Below are 21684 nucleotides of genomic sequence, written 5' to 3'. Positions count from 1 at the left end.
ACTATTTAATTTTGACATTAAATTAATAGATTTTAACAAAGTAATAAAGAGACTGTTTTAAAAGCAGTCTTTTTTATATCAATTATGTATATTTGATTTATAATTACAATCACTATTAAAAATTAAAAAGAATGAAACTTTTAAATAATAAAACAGCTTTAATTACTGGTGCAACTAGAGGAATAGGGAAGGGAATTGCTCAAGTATTTGCAAAACAAGGCGCAAATGTAGCATTTACTTACAGTTCGTCTGTAGATGCAGCTATTGCATTAGAAAAGGAATTAGAAACGTATGGCGTAAAAGCAAAAGGTTACCAATCAAATGCAGCTAATTTTGATGCAGCTCAAGAATTGGCAGCAGACGTATTAAAAGAATTTGGAACTATTGACATTTTAATAAATAACGCTGGAATTACAAAAGATAATTTGTTAATGCGTATTACTGAAGAAGATTTTGATAAAGTAATTGAAGTTAATTTAAAATCGGTATTTAATTTAACAAAAGCAGTAATTAGACCAATGATGAAGCAACGTGCTGGCTCAATTATTAATATGAGTTCTGTAGTTGGATTAAAAGGAAATGCTGGTCAAACAAATTATGCAGCTTCTAAAGCAGGTATTGTTGGTTTTTCTAAATCTGTTGCTTTAGAATTGGGTTCTAGAAATATTAGAAGTAATGTAGTTGCTCCTGGTTTTATTGAAACTGAAATGACAGCAAGTTTACCCGAAGATACTGTTAAAGAGTGGAGAAATGCTATTCCATTAAAACGAGGAGGTACTCCAGAAGATATAGCAAATGCTTGTGTGTTTTTAGCATCTGATATGAGTTCATATATAACAGGACAAACATTAAGTGTTGATGGTGGTATGTTAACCTAATTTAAAATCTGAAAATTTTATACTACCCTAAAAAAGCAATAAAAAAACATGAATACAGTAACTATTTTACTTATTATTTTAGCCTTTACTGTCGCTCTATGTTTAGCTTTTTTTCAATATATATTTAAAAATAAAGAGAAAAGCCAATTAAACTATTGGCTTTCTTTTTTACGCTTTTTAAGTGTTTTTACATTATTACTTTTAATTATTAATCCTACAATTGATAAAAATAATATTACAGTAATAAAACCAAATTTACTTATTGCAATAGATAATTCAGCTTCTATAAAGCATAGTTTACAAACCAAAAATATTGAAAATCTGGTTGAAAAATTAAAAAATGATGCTGAATTAAATACTAAATATGGTATTTCTTATTATACATTTGGTACTGCTTTAACTACGTTAGATTCTTTAAGTTTTAATGAAAGTAATACTAATTTATCTAAACCTTTTTTAGAATTTTCTAACCTATATAAGTCAGATAATAATCCAGTACTATTAATAACCGATGGAAATTCAACTATTGGGAATGCCATTGAGTTTGTAAATTATAAAAGTCCTGTTTTTTCTTATATTGTAGGTGATACAACAGTTTTTGAAGATATTTCAATAAGTAAATTAAACACTAATAAAAACACGTACATTAATAATAAATTACCTGTAGAGCTATTTATTAATTATACTGGTAGTAAAACTGTTTCAAAAAAATTAACGGTTTTTGATAAAAACACAAAAGTTTTTACTAAAATGTTAGATTTTTCTTCAGTAGATAATGTACAAGAAATTTCTTTTTATTTAACTTCAAATACAGCCGGAACACATTATTATACTGCAAAAATTGAAGCTTTAGAAAATGAGAAAAATACGGTAAATAATACTAAAAATTTTAGTGTAAATGTAATAGAAGAAGTTGCTGAGATTTTAGTTTTAACTTCAGTTATACATCCAGATTTAGGGATGTTAAAAAAATCCATAGAAAGTAATAAACAACGTTCTGTAACTATAAAAAATATTAATGATTTTAATGAAGATATAAATGATTATCAGTTAGTTATACTTTATCAGCCGAACAATTTATTTAAGTCAGTTTTTACGGATGTTTTAGATAAAAAAATAAATTATTTTGTGGTTTCAGGATTGGCAACGGATTGGAATTTTTTAAATAATAATCAAAATCATTTTAAAAAAAATGCACTTTCACAGTATGAAGAATACCATCCGTTTTTTAACTTGGATTATGGTAGTTTTATAAGTGCAGATATAGGATTTTCTAGTTTTGCACCTTTAGAAGATTATTTTGGTGATATTACTTTTTCAGTTCCAGTAAACACATTATTATTTCAAAAAATTGGAACTATAGAAACCACACAACCTTTATTAGCTACTTTTCAAAAAAATAATCAAAAAGGAGCTGTTTTGTTTGGTGAAAATAGTTGGAGGTGGAGAATGAATAGTTTTTCAGAAACTAAAACTTTTGAACTATTTGATGGTTTTATGTCAAATTTAGTACAATATTTATCTTCAGACTTAAAAAATAATAGGCTAAATGTTGCTATAAAATCTTTGTATTATGCTAATGAAACAATTAAGTTTTCTGCGAGTTATTTAGACGAAAATTATAATTTTGATCCTAGAGCTGAACTTTGGTTAACAGTTACTAATAAAACCACAAATTTTATTAAAAAAATTCCGTTTACGGTTTTTAATAATCAGTTTAATGTTGAATTAACAAATATTCCTCCAGGAGAATATGTGTACGATGTTACAGTTGAAAATAATAATACATCTGCCTCTGGAAGCTTTAAAGTAGTACCTTTTGAGGTAGAAAAGCAGTTTCCTAATTCTAATTATAAACAATTAGAAATTTTTTCAAAAAACACTAAAGGAGCTCTGTATTTTAATAAGAATTCTGAAAAATTAATTTCCGATCTAAAAATAGATACACGTTTTAAAAGCATTCAAAAAAATAAAGTAATTAAAACACCTTTTATAAATATTAAATGGTTGTTGGGCTTTATTATTTTTTTACTTAGTATAGAATGGTTTTTACGCAAATATTACGGTAAAATTTAGTAGTTATTTTTTAAAAATTTAATTGGGCTTAACTAACTCTAGTTTTAACAAAATATTGAGAGTTTATTTATTTGCAAAACAGAATTATATAAATTCTGTTTTGTATTTTTGTAATTAAACTTAAAAATAAACTAAACATGAGTAACGGACAATTACAATTACCAAAAACCTTAATGCCCTTAATTTTTATTGGGATTATAGTAATCATATTTTTATCAAAATCAACTGTAACTTTAGATTCAGGGGAAGCTGGAGTTTTATGGGAACGTTTTGGTGGAGGTGTAGTAACAGATGAACCTCCATTAGGAGAAGGGTTTCATTTAGTTGCTCCTTGGAACGAAGTTTATGTTTATGAAGTGCGTCAACAAGAGCTTTCTGAAAAAATGAAAGTACTTTCTTCAAATGGTTTAGATATTTTGTTAGAAACATCTACTTGGTATTTACCAAAAGCAGCTGAACTAGGTAAATTACACCAGCAAATTGGAGAAAATTATTTAGAACGTATTATTAAACCTGCTTTGCGTTCAGCAGCTAGAAGTGTAGTTGGACGTTATACTCCAGAGCAATTATATTCAAGTAAAAGAGATGTAATTCAGAATGAAATTTTTGAAGAAACTAAAATTATTTTAGAAGATCAACATATTCAATTAAATGAAGTTTTAGTACGTGATGTAACTTTACCTCCAACTATTAAAGATGCAATTGAACGTAAATTAAAACAAGAACAAGAATCTTTAGAATATGAATTTAGATTAGTTACAGCAGAAAAAGAAGCTGAAAAAGTTAGAATTGAAGCACAAGGTAAAGCTGATGCTAACCGTATTTTAAGCGCTTCTTTAAACGATCAAATTCTTCGTGATAAAGGTATTGAAGCAACCTTAAAACTATCTAACTCTTCAAATAGTAAAGTAATTGTTATTGGAAGTGGTAAAGATGGAATGCCTATTATTTTAGGAAATCAATAAAAAATAACGATTCTAAAAGAGGCTAAATAAAAATTTAATTTTTATTTAGCCTCTTTTCACATTATGTAAGGTTTTAATATAAATTACAACAAATAATAAAACCTTAATCAAAATAATAAATAGCAACTTATGAAATTCAAATTAAACAAAAAGTCTATTTCAAATGTAATATTTATTTTAGCAATTGCACTTATATTATATCCTCCTTCTCGTGAATGGTTTATGAGACAAGTTGCTTTTTCACCTTCAATAGACACTGAAACTACTGAAAAAATAGACACCTACAATTGGCAATTAAATGGCTTAAATACAACAAGTATAAACTTTAAAGAACTTGAAGATAAAGTAGTTTTTGTTAACTTTTGGGCAACTTGGTGTCCACCTTGTAGAGCAGAAATGCCTATGATACAAGAGTTGTATAATGATTATAAAGATAAAGTAGCCTTTGTATTTGTTACCAATGAAAATTGGGAAACAGTAGAGGAATTTTACTTGAAAAATGAGTACAATCTTCCTAGTTATAATTCAGTAAGTGCACCACCTTCAAAATTTACAGAAACCAATAGTATTCCTGCTACTTATTTAATAGACAAAGAAGGAAAAATTTTAATTTCTAAAACGGGAGCTGCAGATTGGAATAGCACTAAGGTTAGAAATCTGCTAGACCAATTAATTTTAAAATAAAAGGTTTTTAGTGTAGCGTTTTGCTTTTAATGTACGTATTGAGGTTGTAACAAATTAATACTTTTTGTTATAATAATTTATAAACATTAAAAGATTTAAAAATGAAAAAAACTTTATTATTAATTGTAATTTTATTTTCGACTATTTCGTGCGATTTAGGTGATAACGAAGATTGTTATACTCCTCCACGTCAATTTAATTTTGATTTAGTTGATGCCACAACATTAGAAAATTTATTTTTGGATGAGGCTTTTACAGAAGAAGCTTTAAAAGTATATGATGATACTGATACAGAAGTTAATTTTGAATTAGTTTTTTACAATGAAAAATATATTTTATCATTATATCAAATAGGTTGGGAGCTAGAGCCTAAAACCTATACAATAGAATTAAGTCCTGAAATTTCTGTCGTTTTTCAATTAGATATGGATCAAGGAACTTCAGATTCTTGTACTTACTTTGAAGTTGCAACTTTTGAAGTTGAAGATTATGAATATGAAGAAGATGATACTACAGGAATTGTTCAGGTAAAAATAGACCTAAACTAATATGAAAAATAAGATTCACTTCTATTTATATCTAACAATTGTTTCATTTGTTTTATATTCATGCAGTGCTTTAGACGAAAACGATAATCTTACTTATAGCAATAATTTTGATGAGTTGTCTTTTGCATCACCGGTATTACTTAGAATTAATTCTGAAGTATTTAACACTTTAACAACGAGTCGTTTAAGTAATATTGAAACTTCAGACTTATTTGAAATTAATAAAGCAAATAGGATTGACGATATAATAGAAGTGAGTATTTCATATAGTGGTGGTTGTAAACAACATAGCTTTGAAGTAATATGGGATGGTATTGTTTATACAGATCCTCCCTGTTTTATGAATTTGTTAATCATTCACAATGCTAATAATGACAATTGTGAAGCTTTAATAACTGAAACAATCTCAATAAATTTAAAAGATTTAATAGGTGAAAATAATTATAAAGATAATTGCACCTATAATATTTTTATCGGCAATAATTCAACAAATACTGCTGATATAATTATTGAAAGTAGTAACTAAAAGTATAACTAGAATTTTATATAATTTGTTAGTTAAGTTGGTTTAATTTGAAAGAAGAAGTAGCTACAGAAAAATACTTAAAAATAATACTTGCAGAATGTAAAAAAGGTAATGTATTGCACCAAGAGATGTTATACAAGCATTTTTACGGATATGCTCTAAGTATTTGTAGGCTATATACATATTCTAATGATGATGCCGTAAGTATTTTGAATGATAGCTTTTTAAAAATTTTCTCCTCAATTAAAAAAAAAGGATATAGTAGTAGTATTCCTTTTAAAAATTGGTTAAGGCGTATATTAATTAATACAGCAATTGATAGCTATCGTAAAAATGTAAAACATTATTATCATTTAGAAATAGATAATGAAGAAACTGTATATGCGGATAGTAATATAATTGAAGATTTAACAATTAAAGATATTTTAAAACTGTTAGATCAATTGCCAGAAATGCACAGAATGGTTTTTAATTTATATGAAATACAAGGGTTTAGTCATCAAGAAATTGCTAATAAACTAGAAATAGGAGAGAGTACTTCTAGAGTGTTTTTAACAAGAGCAAAAAAAAAGTTAAGAATTTTAATTAATGAAAATTTTTAAACTTAACAAACAACTAAAATATATAGGATAAAATGATTTAAATGAAATATGATTTTGATAAAATATTAAGTGATAAAATTAGAGAGGTTTCAAATAATAATGAAATTCCTTACAATCCTGAGCATTGGAATATGTTACAGGCTAAAGTAAAGAATGAAAAAAAACGTGTATTTTTCTATTGGAAAATTGCAGCATTTCTGCTAATTACTCTTTTAGCTGGTGGAATAGGAACCTATTTATTTAATCTAGATTCTAATATTAAAAACAATAGAAATCCTCAAATTATTTTAGATACTAAAAATGATTCTTTACGAATAGATTCCTTAAAAACTAACAAAGCTATTTTTATTACTTCTAGTGATTTTGATAGTATAAATAACAACTCAAAAACACCTGATATTGATTCAATTAATTTTCGTAAAAAACATATTTTACCATTTAAAAATAATACTAAGAAACTAGAAAATGGTATTGCAAAAAACACAAAAATAGCTACTCCAAATTCAATTAATATTAAAGTCGATAGTTCTCAATTTTTAACTAATAATTTATTAAATAATAAGGCTTTAGCTAACTCAAATACTAAGTTAATCTCTAAAACTTTAGTTTCGGATAGTATAGTTAATTCAGTTGATATTGCTGAAAACCATACAAATACTCAATTAAAAAAAGATACTTTAGCAATTAAAGAAGATTTACTAGCTACTCTTGAAAAGACCGATGAAGTTATTGAAAAAGCATCAAAAAAATCTTTAAAATTTGGAGTAGAAGTATCACCAATTTTTGATTACAATCAAGATAATGGAAGTTCAAATATTGGTTTTGCTGGTGGTATAACTGTAGAAATTCCAATTTCATCTAAATTCGATGTAAATACCGGTGTTTTTTATGCAGATCAAAAACTAAATTTAAATCAATCTTCTGCTTTGTATTCAGACGTTGTTAGTGCAAAAAGCAATAGTCAATTAATTACAGAAGAAGCTGTAATAAAAGGAATAGAAATTCCTTTAAATGTAACATATAATTTTACTGTTGCTAAAAAAGATTTATTTGTTGCTGCAGGTGTAACTTCAACAAAGTATATTAAAGAAAATATTGAAGCTAATTATTTGGTTAATGAAAGATCACAAATTAGTACTCAAGATTTTTCAGGTAATAATATTGTAAAATACGAACTTGTTCAAACTAATTCAGAAATAACTACAGAAGCAAATTCTAATACCTTTAATTTTGCAAATTATTTAAACGTATCATTTGGTATAAAATTACCTATTAATAATCAACGTCAGTCCATTACAATTGCACCTTATTTTAAATACTCTTTAAAACCATTAACAAATCAACAAATAGATTTTAATAGTGGCGGTGTTCATTTAAGGTATAATTTTAGCTTTTCTAAGAATAATTAAACTTAGGTAGAGTTTTGAAATAGATTACTTTGTGCAGGAAGTAGTGTTGATTTTTTATATAAATACAAAAACTAATAATATGAGATTATTTTTGCTTTCACTTTTATTCTTATCATGTATAGCCTGTACTAAAAATGATGATCTTTCTTTAAGTGAATATATTTTAACCGAAAAATATTGCGATAGGGTAGTTATTGGTGGGGTTGTAGGTATTATGGATATGTGTTTCCAAAAAGATGAAATTGTAATAGCTGAAGCTCTAATTATTGATTCTATAAGTGTAAGAATTGCAAAGAAAAATAACACTATAAATGCGCAAGAATTAATAAACATACCATTGTCGCACTTAAAAATTATAGAATAATTCCTTTAAATAAAATTTTAAAAATAGTCAAAATGAAAAACAGCTTATTCATACTTATATCACTAATAGTTTTTAGTTGTAATTCTAATGACGAAATATCCAACAATTCTGAATATTCAGAATTTATTAACGGAAATAGTATTGAGTCTGATATAACTTTTATGCCAGAAGAAATTTATTTAACTAATGAAGCACAAGAACCTCAATTAAAGTTGAGATTAATTACAGAAGAAATTTATCCGTGTATTAATTATGGCATAGCAACAACAGCATTTATAAATACAAACGAACTAATTATAAGGTTTGATGGATTAATTATTCCTGAATTGTGCTTAACTGCAATTGGACCAGCAACGTCTTATATTGATCTAACTGAAAACATAACTAAAATAACCTTTATTAATGGTGATATTATAGATTCTTATTCAATAGTAATTAATGAAGAAAAAGTAATTATTGAACCTTTTGATATTAATTTTACAAATTCATTGTACAATAAAACGTTTAGAATTCCAGAAAATTCATTTGCCTATGTTTGTGGTACAAATACGAATAACACGGAAATTTACACTGATTTTTTAACAATATTAGAACAAAATCCAAATTTTACAACTTTTGAATTTGATGGAGAAGGAAGAGTGCCTTACCAGGAAAGTTCAGATGGACATTGGGTTAATCATCCTTCAAAATTCTTTACTTACACAAATATTGACGAATTTAACAATTTAGAAACCATACTTAATAATTTTTCAAAAGATGTTATTGAAGAAAATTCTGGAGTTACTATTGTAATTTATGGTTGGAATAATATTAATTTTAATTAAAATTGAAAAAAAAATAATATTAAGTGAAGCGTTTTGCTAATTTACCGCGTATAGGTAATAGGTTAATAGATTAAATTTTCAATTTAATTACAAAATATAAAATCTTAAGAGACGAACTTTAAAGTAAATTGATAAGAATTTCTGTATTTAATCAGGTTTCAGCAGCTGTTTAAATAAACAATTAAATTATTAAACTTACTTTTTAGAAAGTCTCAAAGATTTTATAAACTATTTATCAAAGATGAAAAAAATAATAGGACTATTTATAATAATAATTTTAGTAATTTCTTGTTCTAATGATGATGAAACGGAAGTAATAACTGGTTTTCAAGGATATTATGAATTAGTGAAAATGACTGGTGGTTTTGAAGGGTCTGAAACTACTGGAGCTAAAATGGAATGGCAAGAAATTTATGTATTAAAAAATACTGATAGTACGTTTGTAAAAACACGTTTTACCAACGATTCTACTTATAATGGAAATGGCACATATACTTATAAAACCATCGATAATCAGAAATATATTAAATTTTTATTTAATGAAAATACAGATTTAATTGGCAATTGCACAAATGATTTAACAGAGGTTTTAATGGTTTTAGAAGACGGAGATAAATTAGTTTCTACCTGGAATGCTTGTGATGGTCCAGGATTAGAATACCAAAAAATAATTGAATTTTGTGGTACAGGATTAGATTAATTTATAAGCCCAATATTTGGTTAGTATTCAGCTAAAACTTCATTTAAAACTTCAATAATAATATTACAGCCTTTGTATATTTCATCTTCAGTAATAGTAAGGGGAGGCGAAATTCTAACAGCTCTTCCTTCAAATAACAACCAATAAAGTAGTAGCCCTTTTTCTAAACTTTTTAAAATTACTTTTGATGCAATTTCACTAGTTTCAACCATCACTGCAAGCATTAAGCCTTTTCCTCTAATTTCAGTAATTAGTGGGTGTACTAACAATTTTTTAATTAAAGCTTCTTTACTAAGTGTTTCTTTAATTAAATTAGAATTTAAGAGTTCTTCTAATGTAGCATTTGCAGCTGCAGCAATTACTGGATGTCCACCAAATGTAGTAATATGTCCAAGTTTCGGTTGTTGTTTTAAACAGCTCATAATTTCAAGAGAAGAAATAAATGCTCCAATTGGCATTCCACCACCTAATCCTTTTCCTGTAACAATTATATGAGGACTGGAAATGTAATTTTGAAAACCAAATAATTTTCCTGTTCTTCCAATTCCAGATTGTATTTCATCTAAAATTAATAAAGCACCAACTTCATTACATTTATCAAGTACTTTTTGTAAATAATTATTTTTAGGTTCAATAAAACCAGCGCCTCCTTGTATAGTTTCTAAAATTACACCTGCAGTTTTTGCTGTAATTTTATCTAAATCTAGCGTATTATTAAATTCTATAAATTTAATTCCTGGTACTAATGGTCTAAATGCACTATTTTGTTCTTCAGCACCACAAACACTCATTGAACCTTGAGTATTCCCATGATATCCGTTTTTAGCAGCAATAATTTCGCTTCTACCTGTAAAACGTTTTGCTAATTTTAAAGCGCCTTCTGTAGCTTCTGTTCCAGAATTAGTTAAATATACAGTTTCTAAATTTTTTGGTAAATTTTTAGCAAGTAAAGTACAGACTGCTATTTGAGGTTTCTGAATAAATTCTCCATAAACCATTACATGTGTATATTTATCAACCTGATCTTTTATAGCTTTTGATATTGCAGGGTGATTGTGTCCTAATGTATTTGCTGATACTCCAGCAATAAAATCTAAATACATTTTATTATTGGAATCGTACACATAAGATCCATTTGCATGTGATATTTCTAGAGCTAATGGATGTGGACTTGTTTGTGCTTGGTGTTTAAAAAATTGTGTTTTCAATTTTATTCTCTCTTAAATACGTTTTTTATAGGTGGTTTTATAATAGAATCTTTTGCTTTTGGTGGAATTTCTTTAATTTCTTTAATTTTTTCAGAATTTTCAGAATCTTCACCTTCTAGAAGTTCATCTTTTATAAAAATATCATCTTTTGTTAAAGGTCTTTCATCTTCTCTCCAAATAAACCCAGGTAATAATTTTTCATCATCACTTAGTATTTCAAATTCAGAAGGAGGGTAGGTTTTACCTGTTATGGCTTTATAATAATTAATACTTTTTACATCCTCATTTTCAAAAAGAATTAAAATATGATCACTACTTTGTTTTTTATCAATACCAAAGAGTTTATCGTGTTCATCTCTTAAAAAAAACAATGTTTCACTGTTTCCAACTACATCTAGAGATTCTAAATCGTTATTTTTAAATTTACCATACATGTTTTTACCTTTAATTTGACTAAAACCTGCAGTATCTTTTTTAACCATTAAGCCATCGTTTAATATTTTTAAAGAATCTAGTTGTTCTGTTTTTAAATTTGATAAAAAATGAATTGTATCTCCTGTAATCTGGTTTCCTTCAGCCCACATAACTGGCTTTGTAAACATTTTTGTGATTCCTGTTTTTTCATTAGTAACCAAAGAATCGCATTTACCTTGTAAGTTAGATTTAAAAATTTTTACGCGTTTAAAGGCTTTAATTAATCGCTCATTTGTTTTTCCTGTAACCATTAATTTATCTCCATGTACATACATAGAATCTTTTTCCATAACAGAAATCGCTACAGCTCTATCAGTAATAAATACAGAATCTTTTAATTTAAAATATTCTGCATAGCCACCTTTAATAATTGTTTGATTTACAGTGTCTAAAACTTTTATATTACCAGTTGCAGAAGCAAATTCAGTATTTCTATTATAATATAGACTATCGCCAGCAATAGTTCTATCACCGTAATAAATTTTAGATTTTTTTAAAAAATGCGAAATATTAGTCTTTGTATTATGATGTCCTTTCTCTGTATAAATTGCATTTTCATCACTAGTAATTGTTGAAGGTCCAAACAATTCTGCTATTCCAGTACTTGTATAATAATCTAAGTGATCTGAAATTAATTTACTGTCTTTATTTGTAACATCTACTTTTGTAAAAGCTTGAAATTTATTGGTTTGTAGATAATAGTTTCCAATTTTACTTTTAAGTAAGTTAGTAGTATCTTTAATTGTGCCCCAACTATTATAAAATAAATGTTGTTTTTCTCTATCAAAATATAAAGTATCTGTTTTGAGTACCATTAACTCATCCTTTAAAATTACATCTCCCCAAGAAGTTGCCATTTTTTTATTTCCATCGTAATCTACATATTTACTATATTGAATAATGGTATCACCTTGGTTGATTATAACATTACCCATAGCCTTAATCAAGTTTTGTTCTGAGTAAATATAAGCTTTATCGCAACGTAAAGTAGCGCCATCGTGTTCAACAAATATATTACCTATTGATATTGTAGCTCCTGGAAATTTAGGATCAACCATAGTATTATCTGCTTTTAAAATTTTAATTTTTTTAGATTGTGTAAATCCTTGAAAACTAAAAAGTAGCAGAAGTATGAATATAATATTTTTCAAGTGTAATAAGTTTAAATACAAAACTAACTAAAAAGCAATATGAAAGTTTAAATACTATGTTAAAAAAAACTGTTTAAAAAATTTTAGCATTTTAATTCTGATATTGGTTATTTGTTATAACTCTGATTTCAGGATACTAAGCTAAAATTTTTTAAACAGCTAGTGTTCTAATTATTATCTAACTATTGTTTGTTTTCTGTCTGGCCCTACAGAAACAATTTTCACAGGGACTTCAACAAAATCTTCAATAAATTTAATATAGTCTTTTAATTCTTTAGGAAGTGTATCTTCGCTTTTCATTGAAGTTATATCTTCTTTCCAACCTTTTAGTTCAGTATATATTGGAGTTACATTATGTGCTTCAATATTATATGGTAAATGGTCAACTTCTGTACCTTTGTAATTGTAAGAAGTACATACTTTTAATGTATCAAATCCAGAAAGTACATCTCCTTTCATCATCATTAATTGTGTAACACCATTTACTTCAACAGCATATTTTAAAGCAATTAAATCTAACCAACCACATCTACGAGCACGACCAGTAGTTGCTCCAAATTCGTGACCAACTCTAGACATTATTTCTCCATTTTCATCAAATAATTCGGTAGGGAATGGTCCAGAACCAACACGTGTTGTGTAGGCTTTAAAAATTCCAAAAACATCTCCAATTTTATTTGGAGGTACACCTAAACCTGTACAAGCTCCAGCTGCAGTAGTAGTTGAAGATGTAACAAATGGGTATGTACCAAAATCTACATCTAATAAAGAACCTTGAGCACCTTCAGCTAAAACTGTTTTACCAGATTTTAAAGCTTTGCTTAAATATTCTTCACTATCTATAAAAGTTAGTTCTTTTAAAACTTTAATAGCATTAAAAAATTCTGTTTCTAATTCTTTTAAGTCATATTGAATATCAACATCAAAAAAGTCTATCATTTTAATATGCTTTTCTGTTAAAGCTGCATATCTATCTTTCCAATCTTCTAATTCTAAATCACCAACTCTCATTCCATTTCTACCGGTTTTATCCATATAAGCAGGACCAATTCCTTTTAAAGTAGAACCAATTTTAGCTTTTCCTTTAGAAGCTTCACTTGCAGCATCTAATAAACGATGTGTTGGTAAAATCAAGTGTGCTTTTCTAGATATTAATAATTTTGTTTTAAAATCTAGATTGAATTGTGATAGGTTTTCTAGTTCTTTTTGAAAAATAATTGGGTCAATTACGACTCCGTTTCCAACTACATTTACAGCATTTTTGTGAAAAATTCCTGAAGGAATTGTGTGTAGAACGTGTTTATGTCCATCAAAAATTAATGTATGCCCTGCATTTGGACCTCCTTGAAAACGAGCAATTATATCATAATTAGAGGTAAGAACGTCTACAATTTTCCCTTTTCCTTCATCTCCCCATTGTAGTCCTAGTAATAAATTTACAGCCATGTTGTGTTACTTAATAATATGTTAGTATTAATTGTTTTTATCTTTTTTAGTTCCGTAAAAATAGAGTGAGTGTTTATGAATTTCTATATTAAAAGTATCTTCAATAGTTTTTTTAATTATTTGTACCCTTGGGTCACAAAATTCAATAACTTCTCCTGTATCTGTTAGTATAACGTGATCGTGTTGTTTGTCGAAATAAGATTTTTCATAGTGAGCTTGACTTTGTCCAAATTGATGTTTTCTAACCAAACCACATTCTAAAAGTAACTCTATTGTATTATAAAGTGTTGCTCTACTAACTCTATAATTTTTAAGTTTCATTTGAATATAAAGAGACTCTATATCAAAATGATCATTTAAATCATAAATTTCTTGAAGAATTGCAAAACGTTCTGGAGTTTTTCTGTGAAGATTTTTCTCTAGAAATTTAATAAAAACGTTTTTTACAATTTTCTGGTTTTCAACACTCATAAGTTCACTTTTTTAATTTAAAAAATTAAACAACAAAGTTAAGCCTATTTTTTTAAAAAATTAGGCTTGAGTAGTATATTTATTAACTATAATTGTGAATAAACTAATGTTTATTAATTCTATCTACTTTATCTATTCCTTCTATTTTTTTTATGGCGTCACTTAATTTTTGAAGTTGCGATTTATTTTTAACACTAACGGTTATACTTCCTTCAAAAATACCATTGTTGCTAGAGATATTTAAATTATGAATATCTACATTCATACTTCTTGAAATAATTTGTGTAATTTCATTTACAATTCCTACATGGTCTACACCGTACAGTTTTAAAATAGCTTTAAATTCTTGATTATCAGAGTCTATCCATTTAGCACTTAGTATTCTGTAAGCATAGTTAGCTTGAAGACTTATGGCATTTGGACAATCTTTTTTATGAACTTTAATGCCATCATTTATTGTAATAAAACCAAAAACTTTATCTCCAGGAATTGGATTACAGCATTGCGACATTTTATATTCTAGATGTTCCTCTTCAGCGCCAAAAACCAAAGAATCATATTCTACAATAACTTCGTCTTTATCAATATTTTCTGGTTTGGCAGGAGTTCTTCGTATTCTATTTTTAAAGAAACTAACAAAAGCATTATTTCGTTTTGCAATAAAATCTTTAAGTTGATTGTTTTCTATAGAACCATTTCCCATTCTATAAAATAATTCTAAACTTGTTTTTAGTTTAAAATAAACAACTAATTCATTTATTACTTTTTCGTTTAAAGTAATTTTTAGATGTTTTAATTTTCGTGTTAAAATTTCTTTACCTTCCTCAGCTATTCTTTTTTGATCTTCTTTTAAAGCGTTTTTTATACGAGCTCTGGCACGTGCAGTTACAACAAAATCTAACCAACCAATATTAGGTTTTTGATTTTTAGAAGTGATAATTTCAACTTGATCACCACTAAATAATTCTTGACTAATAGGTTTTAATTTTCCATTAATTTTGGCCCCTCTACAACTCATTCCAACTTGTGTATGAATGGAAAAAGCAAAGTCTAGAGCGGTAGCATGTTTTGGAAGCGCCTTTAAATCTCCGTTAGGCGTAAAAATAAAAATTTCTTTGGCATATAAATTTAATTTAAAATCTTCAACAAAATCAATAGCACTTGCATTTGGGTTTTCAAGAGATTCTTTTATTTTATTTAACCAATCATCTAAGCCTGTTTCGCGTTCATTTTGGTTTTTATATTTATAATGTGCTGCATAACCTTTTTCAGCAATTTCATCCATTCTTTCTGAACGAATTTGAACTTCTACCCATTTTCCTTTAGGTCCCATAACAGTTATATGAAGCGATTCATATCCTGTACTTTTTGGTTGACTTATCCAGTCACGTAACCTATTTGGGTTTGGTCTAAAGTGATCAGTTACAATAGAATATATTTTCCAGGCATCAAATTTTTCTTTTTTTATAGTAGATTTGTAAATAATTCTAATCGCAAATTTATCGTAAATCTCGTCGTAAGTAACACCTTGAGATAGCATTTTTTTACGAATAGAATAAATCGATTTTCTACGACCCTTTATAGTATATTGAAAACCTTCTTTATCTAAAGTTTCTTTAATAATATTACTAAAAGAATCTATATAAATTTTTTGTTCTTCCTTGCTTTGTGTTACTTTATTAGCAATATCTATATAAACATCGGGTTCAGTGTATTTTAAACCTAAGTTTTCAAGCTCAGATTTTATATTATAAAGTCCAAGTCTGTGCGCTAAAGGGGCATAAATATATAGGGTTTCAGAAGAAATTTTTATTTGTTTATCTGCCGGCATTGCATCCATAGTTTGCATATTGTGCAATCTATCTGCAATTTTTATTAAAATTACACGTACATCATCATTTAAGGTAAGGAGCATTTTTCTAAAATTCTCAGCTTGTATTGAGGCATCTTGATCCTTTTTTAAATGCGAAATTTTAGTTAAACCGTTAACTATACGTGCTACATTTTCACCAAATAAACGTTCAATATCTTCTAATGTGTAATCGGTGTCTTCAACTACATCATGTAATAATGCTGCTACAATAGAAGTAGTATCTAGTCCAATTTCGTAAGCAACAATTTTAGCAACTGCTATGGGGTGAAAAATATAAGGTTCACCTGTTTTTCTTCTTTGTGTACTATGCGCTTCTAATGCAATATCAAAGGCTTTTCTAATTTCTTTTTTATCAGCATCCGTAAATGTTTGATACGCACCTTTTAGCAAGCCTTTATAGCGTTTTGCTATTTCTTTATTTTCCTCTTCTAAGCTTAAATTGTAAGTCATCGATTAAATTTAATATTTTTTAATTACCCAACAATGTCAAATCTTTATTTTTTTAAATTTAATATGCGTTCTAATAAAGTGGGGTGTGAGTAGTGAAACTTAACGTACATATTACTAGGTGTTAAATTGCTTAAACTATTTTTAGATAATTTTTTTAAGGAAGAAATTAAAGCTTCTGCATTAAAATTAGTTTTAGCATAATCATCAGCTTCATATTCAAATTTTCGAGAGATAATATTCATTAAAAATCCTGTAATTTCTGAAATAGGACTGTATAAAATACCAAAAGCAATTAAACCAATATGGAAACTGGTTATTTCAACCCCTAAAGCTTGTGAAAGTAATTGATTTCCAATAAAAAGTGATAAGATATAAAGTGTAAATCCCGTTAAAATTAGCGATAGTATTAAATTATAAATAATATGTTTTTTAGTATAATGACCGATTTCATGTGCTAAAACTGCTACAATTTCATCAGTTTCTAAGTCATTGATTAACGTATCATATAAAGTAACTCTTTTTTGAGAACCAAAACCTGAAAAATATGCATTCGCTTTTGTAGATCGTTTTGAGCCATCAATTACAAATATATTATCTAAATTAAACCCTACTTTTTTTCCAAAATTATCGATTGCTGTTTTTAATTCTCCATCTTCTAAACTAGTTTGTTTATTGAAGATAGGTACAATTAATTTTGAATAAAATAGATTCATAAAAATTGTAAAAACAGCTATTAATCCCCAAGCATATAACCAAAAGTTAGTTGTTGTTAATTGGTAAAACCATGTTAATAAGGCTAAAATTCCTCCACCAATTATTATCATCATTAACCATCCTTTTATTTTATCTAAAACAAATGTTTTTAAAGTAGATTTATTAAAACCAAATTTTTCTTCAATAACAAAGGTATTGTAATATGAAAAAGGCAATGATAAAATATCACTACCAAATAAAATAATTCCGAAAAAAATAAGCGTAATTAAAATAGTATTATCTGTAATACTTCTTGCAATTCCATCTACATAGGCAAAACCATCAAAAATAAAAAAGAGCAGTGTTATTACAAGAGAAAAAGCGCTAGTTAAACTCGAAAATTTATAATTTACTTTTTTGTATGCTTGAGATTTTTTGTACTCTTCGTCATCATAAATATCGTTTAATTCTTCAGGAATGGCATCGTTAAAATGTTTAGCATTTAGAGTATCTAAAAAAGTATCGAATAAAAACTTAACAATAATTATAGCTATTAATATGTAAAAAAGAATTTCTGGTGTCATTTTTTATAAATTATAAATTGAAACATTAATTATAATTGGCGTTGTCTAACAGCTTCAAATAAAATAATTGCTGCACTTACCGAAACATTCATAGAATCTATAGCACCTCGCATTGGAATTATAATATTTGAAGTGGTATTTTGTAACCATTCATCAGTTAAACCCGTAGCTTCAGTACCAACAACTATTGCACTTGGCTCAGTATAATCTTTTGTTTGGTATGCTACAGATGCAGTAAGTGCTGCACCAAATATATTAATTTTATGCGCTTTTAAAAAGGCAATAATTTCTGATGTGGAACCTGTTGCAATTGCTGTTGTAAATAAACAACCTACACTAGATCTAATAATGTTTTGGTTGTACATGTCCGTTTTTGGGTTTGCAATTAAAACGGCATCAATACCTGCTGCATCAGCAGTTCTTAATAAAGCTCCAATATTTCCTGGTTTTTCAGGTGCTTCTGCAACTAAAATTAAAGGATTTTTTGTTTTAAACTTAAGTGTTTTTAGTAGTAAATCTTTTGTTTTAGCAACTGCTAAAATTCCTTCAGTTGTAGTTCTAGTGGCTAATTTTTGATGTATTTGATGCGTAATTTCAATTACTTCTATGCTTAAATCTGTGCTTTTTAATAATGAATTTAAAGTTGATTCATCTATAATAGAGAAATCTACCAATAATGTGTGTACTTCATAACCACCTTTTAATGCTAAAGAAATTTCACGTAGGCCTTCAATTAAAAAGGTTTTTGTTTTTTTTCGAATGCGAGATTTTTCTTTTATTTGGAAAAGTTCCTTTATATAAGGATTTTGTGTACTTGAAATTTGTTTTCGCATAGTTTTTAATAATTAGCAAAGGTAATGATAAATAAATTTTGAATATACTAGCGTTGATTAAAACAGGTTTTTAAGGTGTTAAATCAACATTTTTATGGTAGTTAATTAGCAATACTACCATTTTGCTATAGCCTTCAATTCCGTCTTTTTGTTTATTTGCTTTTAAAAAATTATCGTAAAATATTTTAAAATATTTTTCAGATTTATTTTGATAAGATTCCCAAAATGCCTGACTTTGTTTTATATCTTTTAAAATACCTTTATTAATAAGTGGTTTTATAATTTCAAAACTTGCAGGGTCTTTTCTATAAACCTCTGAAATGCAATAACGTAATGCCATTAAATAGCCTGAATATTTAAAAAATATATCGTTCGAGTTTGTTGTTGCTAAATAGCCTACAAAATTAGCTTCACTTTCCGAAGCAATTCCAATTTGATGTGCAGCTTCATGGCAAGCAGTTGCGGCATAATTATTTTTTGGAATTAATGAATTTACTTGAGATTCGTTGGTTATCGGATTTATATAGCCTCCAAATCCCATATAGGTTAATGGTACGCTAAAAAGCGAATGTTTAACTTTTGGATTTGAATATTTAAATTGAGGATGTTTTTTTTCTAATTGATTGTAAGCATTTTCAACCTTTGCTTTAATCTGATTTTTTGTAAGTAAATTTTCAACAACTAGAGTGTCGTTTTTTGTTATAAAAGTGTGAACTTCATTTGTTTTAGTAATTAATTTTTTGGTAAAATCTATTAATTCTTCATTAGAGTAATTACTTATTTTAAAATTTAAAGAGTTGTTAATAGGAAGTCTGAAATAATTTAAAGCCCAATTAAAATGAAAAACAAAAAATACAATTGAAAGAATTCCTGTAATTTTAAAAAAAGTAGCTTTAAAATTAATTTTTTTACTTTTTATAGCTTTATAAAACGCTCTTAAAATAAAAATAACCAGTGCAGCATACATTAAATCTCCAAATGAAAAAGGAATCCAACCCAGTAAAATCCTTAGAAAATTTGAAATATAAATATACAAACCATTAGAATAATAAGTTTCAATAAAGTTAGGGAATTGAGCAATTATTTGAATAAAAGCCCATTGCATAACCAATAATATAGAAAGAATTATATAATACTTTTTCGAATTCATTTTGTAAAAATATAAAATAATTCTCGAGTAAATAACGTTATAATAGTTATTAACAAAAAAAGCACTTGTTAACAAAAATTGTGCAAATTAAATTTATATTTAAGGTTCTTATTGAGATTAAAAATTTACTTTTGTTTTTCTTTGAAACTAGTAAATTGAGACATTTACAATTCTAGATTTCATAAAAATTAACAAACGTTTAATATCATAAAATTATAATTTATAACTTGAAAAATTTACAACCAACACCCGCTAAAAAATTCAAAAAGAGTTCTGTTATAAGTCTTGAAAAAGGAAAAATGCCACCGCAAGCTATTGATTTAGAGGAGGCTGTATTAGGGGCGATGATGATTGATAAAAAAGGTGTAGATGATGTAATTGATATTTTACATCCAGAAGTATTTTATAAAGAAACACACCAACATATTTATGAAGCAATTTATACGTTGTTTCAAAACTCAGAACCAACAGATTTATTAACGGTTTCTAATCAATTGCGTAAAACAGGAAATTTAGAACTTGTTGGAGGTGATTTTTATTTGGTTGGTTTAACTCAAAAAGTATCATCATCAGCACATATAGAATTTCACGCTCGTATTATACTTCAAAAATATATTCAACGAAAATTAATATCTATTTCTGCTGAAATTATTGAAGAAGCTTATGACGAAACTGTAGATGTATTTGATTTATTAGATGATGCCGAAACCAAGCTTTTTGAGGTAACTCAAGGGAATCTTAAAAAAGGTTCTGAAGATGCTCAAGGACTTGTAACACAGGCTATAAAAAAGATTCAAGAAATATCTAATAAAAGTGGAATGAGTGGTGTAGCTACTGGTTTTACACGTTTAGATGAATTAACGTCGGGTTGGCAACCTTCAGATTTGGTGATTTTAGCTGCACGTCCTGGTATGGGAAAAACAGCATTTGTAATGTCAATGGCAAAAAATATGGCCATCGATTTTGGAACTCCAGCTGCTATATTTTCATTAGAGATGTCATCTGTACAGTTAATTACACGTATGATTTCTAGTGAAACAGGTATTTCTTCAGGGAAATTAAGAAAAGGGAATTTAGAACCGCATGAATGGGAGCAACTAAACGTTAAAGTTAAAAATTTATCGAAAGCACCTATTTTTATTGATGATACACCTTCATTATCAATTTTTGACTTACGAGCAAAAGCACGTCGTTTAGCATCGCAACACGGAATTAAAATTATAATTATTGATTATTTACAGTTAATGACTGCTGGAAGTTCTTCAAACGGAAATAGAGAGCAAGAAATATCAACAATTTCTCGAAATTTAAAAGCATTAGCCAAAGAACTATCAATACCAGTAATTGCACTTTCACAGTTATCGCGTGCAGTTGAAACACGTGGAGGAAGTAAAAGACCTTTGCTATCCGATTTACGTGAATCTGGTGCAATTGAACAAGATGCGGATATTGTTTCGTTTATATTTAGACCTGAATATTATGGTTTAACTGAATGGGATGACGAAGAAAGAACACCTTGTGAAGGTCAAGCTGAATTTATTGTTGCAAAACATAGAAATGGTGGTTTAGAAAATATACGTTTAAAATTTACAGGTCACTTAGCACAATTTAGTAATTTAGATGAAGACTTTGGAAACGAATTCCATTCTAAAATGAATAATGAAATATCAGCAGGAAGTATGCCAAGTGCACAAGATGCTTTTGGAGCTCCTGATAATTTAAATGACGATGACGTACCATTTTAAAAATTAATCAATTGGAATTGTTAAAAAACT

General features: G+C 27.4%; 20 protein-coding genes. 12 read left to right on the top strand and 8 right to left on the bottom strand.

Translation table 11 applies throughout. The features are described from left to right. Positions 1–131: 131 nt before the first annotated feature. From fabG to MHL31_RS03375, 11 genes are all read left to right on the top strand, one after another. On the top strand, positions 132–878 hold the full coding sequence (gene fabG / locus MHL31_RS03425) for a 3-oxoacyl-[acyl-carrier-protein] reductase (RefSeq protein WP_240227683.1): 747 nt from the start codon (positions 132–134) through the stop codon (positions 876–878). 48 nt (positions 879–926) lie between these two features. Further along, positions 927–2954 (top strand): VWA domain-containing protein, encoded by a 2028-nt coding sequence (locus MHL31_RS03420; protein WP_240227682.1) that lies wholly within the window; start codon positions 927–929, stop codon positions 2952–2954. Between the two features lie 137 nt (positions 2955–3091). Further along, entirely contained in the window at positions 3092–3919 is an 828-nt protein-coding gene (locus MHL31_RS03415) for a prohibitin family protein (protein WP_240227681.1), read from the top strand. 129 nt (positions 3920–4048) lie between these two features. Then, positions 4049–4603, top strand: a complete 555-nt coding sequence (locus MHL31_RS03410) for a TlpA disulfide reductase family protein (protein ID WP_240227680.1) — start codon at positions 4049–4051, stop codon at positions 4601–4603. 101 nt (positions 4604–4704) lie between these two features. Further along, entirely contained in the window at positions 4705–5151 is a 447-nt protein-coding gene (locus tag MHL31_RS03405; RefSeq protein ID WP_240227679.1) for a hypothetical protein, read from the top strand. Position 5152: 1 nt separating this feature from the next. Next, complete coding sequence (locus MHL31_RS03400) at positions 5153–5677, top strand: hypothetical protein (protein ID WP_240227678.1); 525 nt, start codon at positions 5153–5155, stop codon at positions 5675–5677. 47 nt (positions 5678–5724) lie between these two features. Next, complete coding sequence (locus tag MHL31_RS03395; protein WP_240227677.1) at positions 5725–6279, top strand: RNA polymerase sigma factor; 555 nt, start codon at positions 5725–5727, stop codon at positions 6277–6279. Between the two features lie 41 nt (positions 6280–6320). Beyond that, a complete protein-coding gene (locus tag MHL31_RS03390; RefSeq protein WP_240227676.1) occupies positions 6321–7688 on the top strand; it encodes a hypothetical protein in 1368 nt (455 codons plus the stop codon). A gap of 79 nt (positions 7689–7767) precedes the next feature. Further along, positions 7768–8052 (top strand): hypothetical protein, encoded by a 285-nt coding sequence (locus MHL31_RS03385; protein ID WP_240227675.1) that lies wholly within the window; start codon positions 7768–7770, stop codon positions 8050–8052. A gap of 32 nt (positions 8053–8084) precedes the next feature. Further along, the gene (locus MHL31_RS03380) at positions 8085–8876 is read left to right on the top strand and encodes a hypothetical protein (protein WP_240227674.1); all 792 of its coding nucleotides are present in this window, start codon (positions 8085–8087) and stop codon (positions 8874–8876) included. A 241-nt stretch (positions 8877–9117) separates the two neighbouring features. Beyond that, positions 9118–9576, top strand: a complete 459-nt coding sequence (locus tag MHL31_RS03375) for a hypothetical protein (protein WP_240227673.1) — start codon at positions 9118–9120, stop codon at positions 9574–9576. Positions 9577–9596: 20 nt separating this feature from the next. Here the strand turns inward: MHL31_RS03375 and MHL31_RS03370 are convergent, their stop codons facing one another. The 8 genes from MHL31_RS03370 to MHL31_RS03335 form a co-directional block, all read right to left on the bottom strand. Further along, positions 9597–10784 carry an aspartate aminotransferase family protein gene (locus tag MHL31_RS03370; protein WP_240227672.1) on the bottom strand — a complete coding sequence of 396 codons (1188 nt, stop codon included), beginning with the start codon at positions 10782–10784 and terminating at the stop codon, positions 9597–9599. Positions 10785–10786: 2 nt separating this feature from the next. Beyond that, positions 10787–12409 carry an OstA-like protein gene (locus MHL31_RS03365; RefSeq protein WP_240227671.1) on the bottom strand — a complete coding sequence of 541 codons (1623 nt, stop codon included), beginning with the start codon at positions 12407–12409 and terminating at the stop codon, positions 10787–10789. 174 nt (positions 12410–12583) lie between these two features. Beyond that, a complete protein-coding gene (locus MHL31_RS03360; protein WP_240227670.1) occupies positions 12584–13855 on the bottom strand; it encodes an adenylosuccinate synthase in 1272 nt (423 codons plus the stop codon). A gap of 27 nt (positions 13856–13882) precedes the next feature. Beyond that, positions 13883–14326: a Fur family transcriptional regulator gene (locus MHL31_RS03355; protein WP_240227669.1), complete on the bottom strand. Its 444-nt coding sequence runs from the start codon at positions 14324–14326 to the stop codon at positions 13883–13885. Between the two features lie 103 nt (positions 14327–14429). Next, positions 14430–16649, bottom strand: a complete 2220-nt coding sequence (locus tag MHL31_RS03350; RefSeq protein ID WP_240227668.1) for a bifunctional (p)ppGpp synthetase/guanosine-3',5'-bis(diphosphate) 3'-pyrophosphohydrolase — start codon at positions 16647–16649, stop codon at positions 14430–14432. A gap of 44 nt (positions 16650–16693) precedes the next feature. Then, positions 16694–17926, bottom strand: a complete 1233-nt coding sequence (locus MHL31_RS03345) for a M48 family metallopeptidase (RefSeq protein WP_240227667.1) — start codon at positions 17924–17926, stop codon at positions 16694–16696. 29 nt (positions 17927–17955) lie between these two features. Next, positions 17956–18759 (bottom strand): RNA methyltransferase, encoded by an 804-nt coding sequence (locus MHL31_RS03340; RefSeq protein WP_240227666.1) that lies wholly within the window; start codon positions 18757–18759, stop codon positions 17956–17958. A gap of 70 nt (positions 18760–18829) precedes the next feature. Beyond that, complete coding sequence (locus MHL31_RS03335) at positions 18830–19909, bottom strand: DUF3810 domain-containing protein (protein WP_240227665.1); 1080 nt, start codon at positions 19907–19909, stop codon at positions 18830–18832. Between the two features lie 227 nt (positions 19910–20136). Here MHL31_RS03335 and dnaB point away from each other — a divergent pair, with 227 nt between their 5' ends. Then, on the top strand, positions 20137–21654 hold the full coding sequence (gene dnaB, locus MHL31_RS03330; RefSeq protein WP_240227664.1) for a replicative DNA helicase: 1518 nt from the start codon (positions 20137–20139) through the stop codon (positions 21652–21654). Positions 21655–21684 lie beyond the last annotated feature (30 nt).

It is taken from the genome of Lutibacter sp. A80 (assembly GCF_022429645.1).
Classification (GTDB): Bacteria; Bacteroidota; Bacteroidia; order Flavobacteriales; family Flavobacteriaceae; genus Lutibacter.
This window is presented reverse-complemented; position numbering and strand designations above follow the sequence as displayed.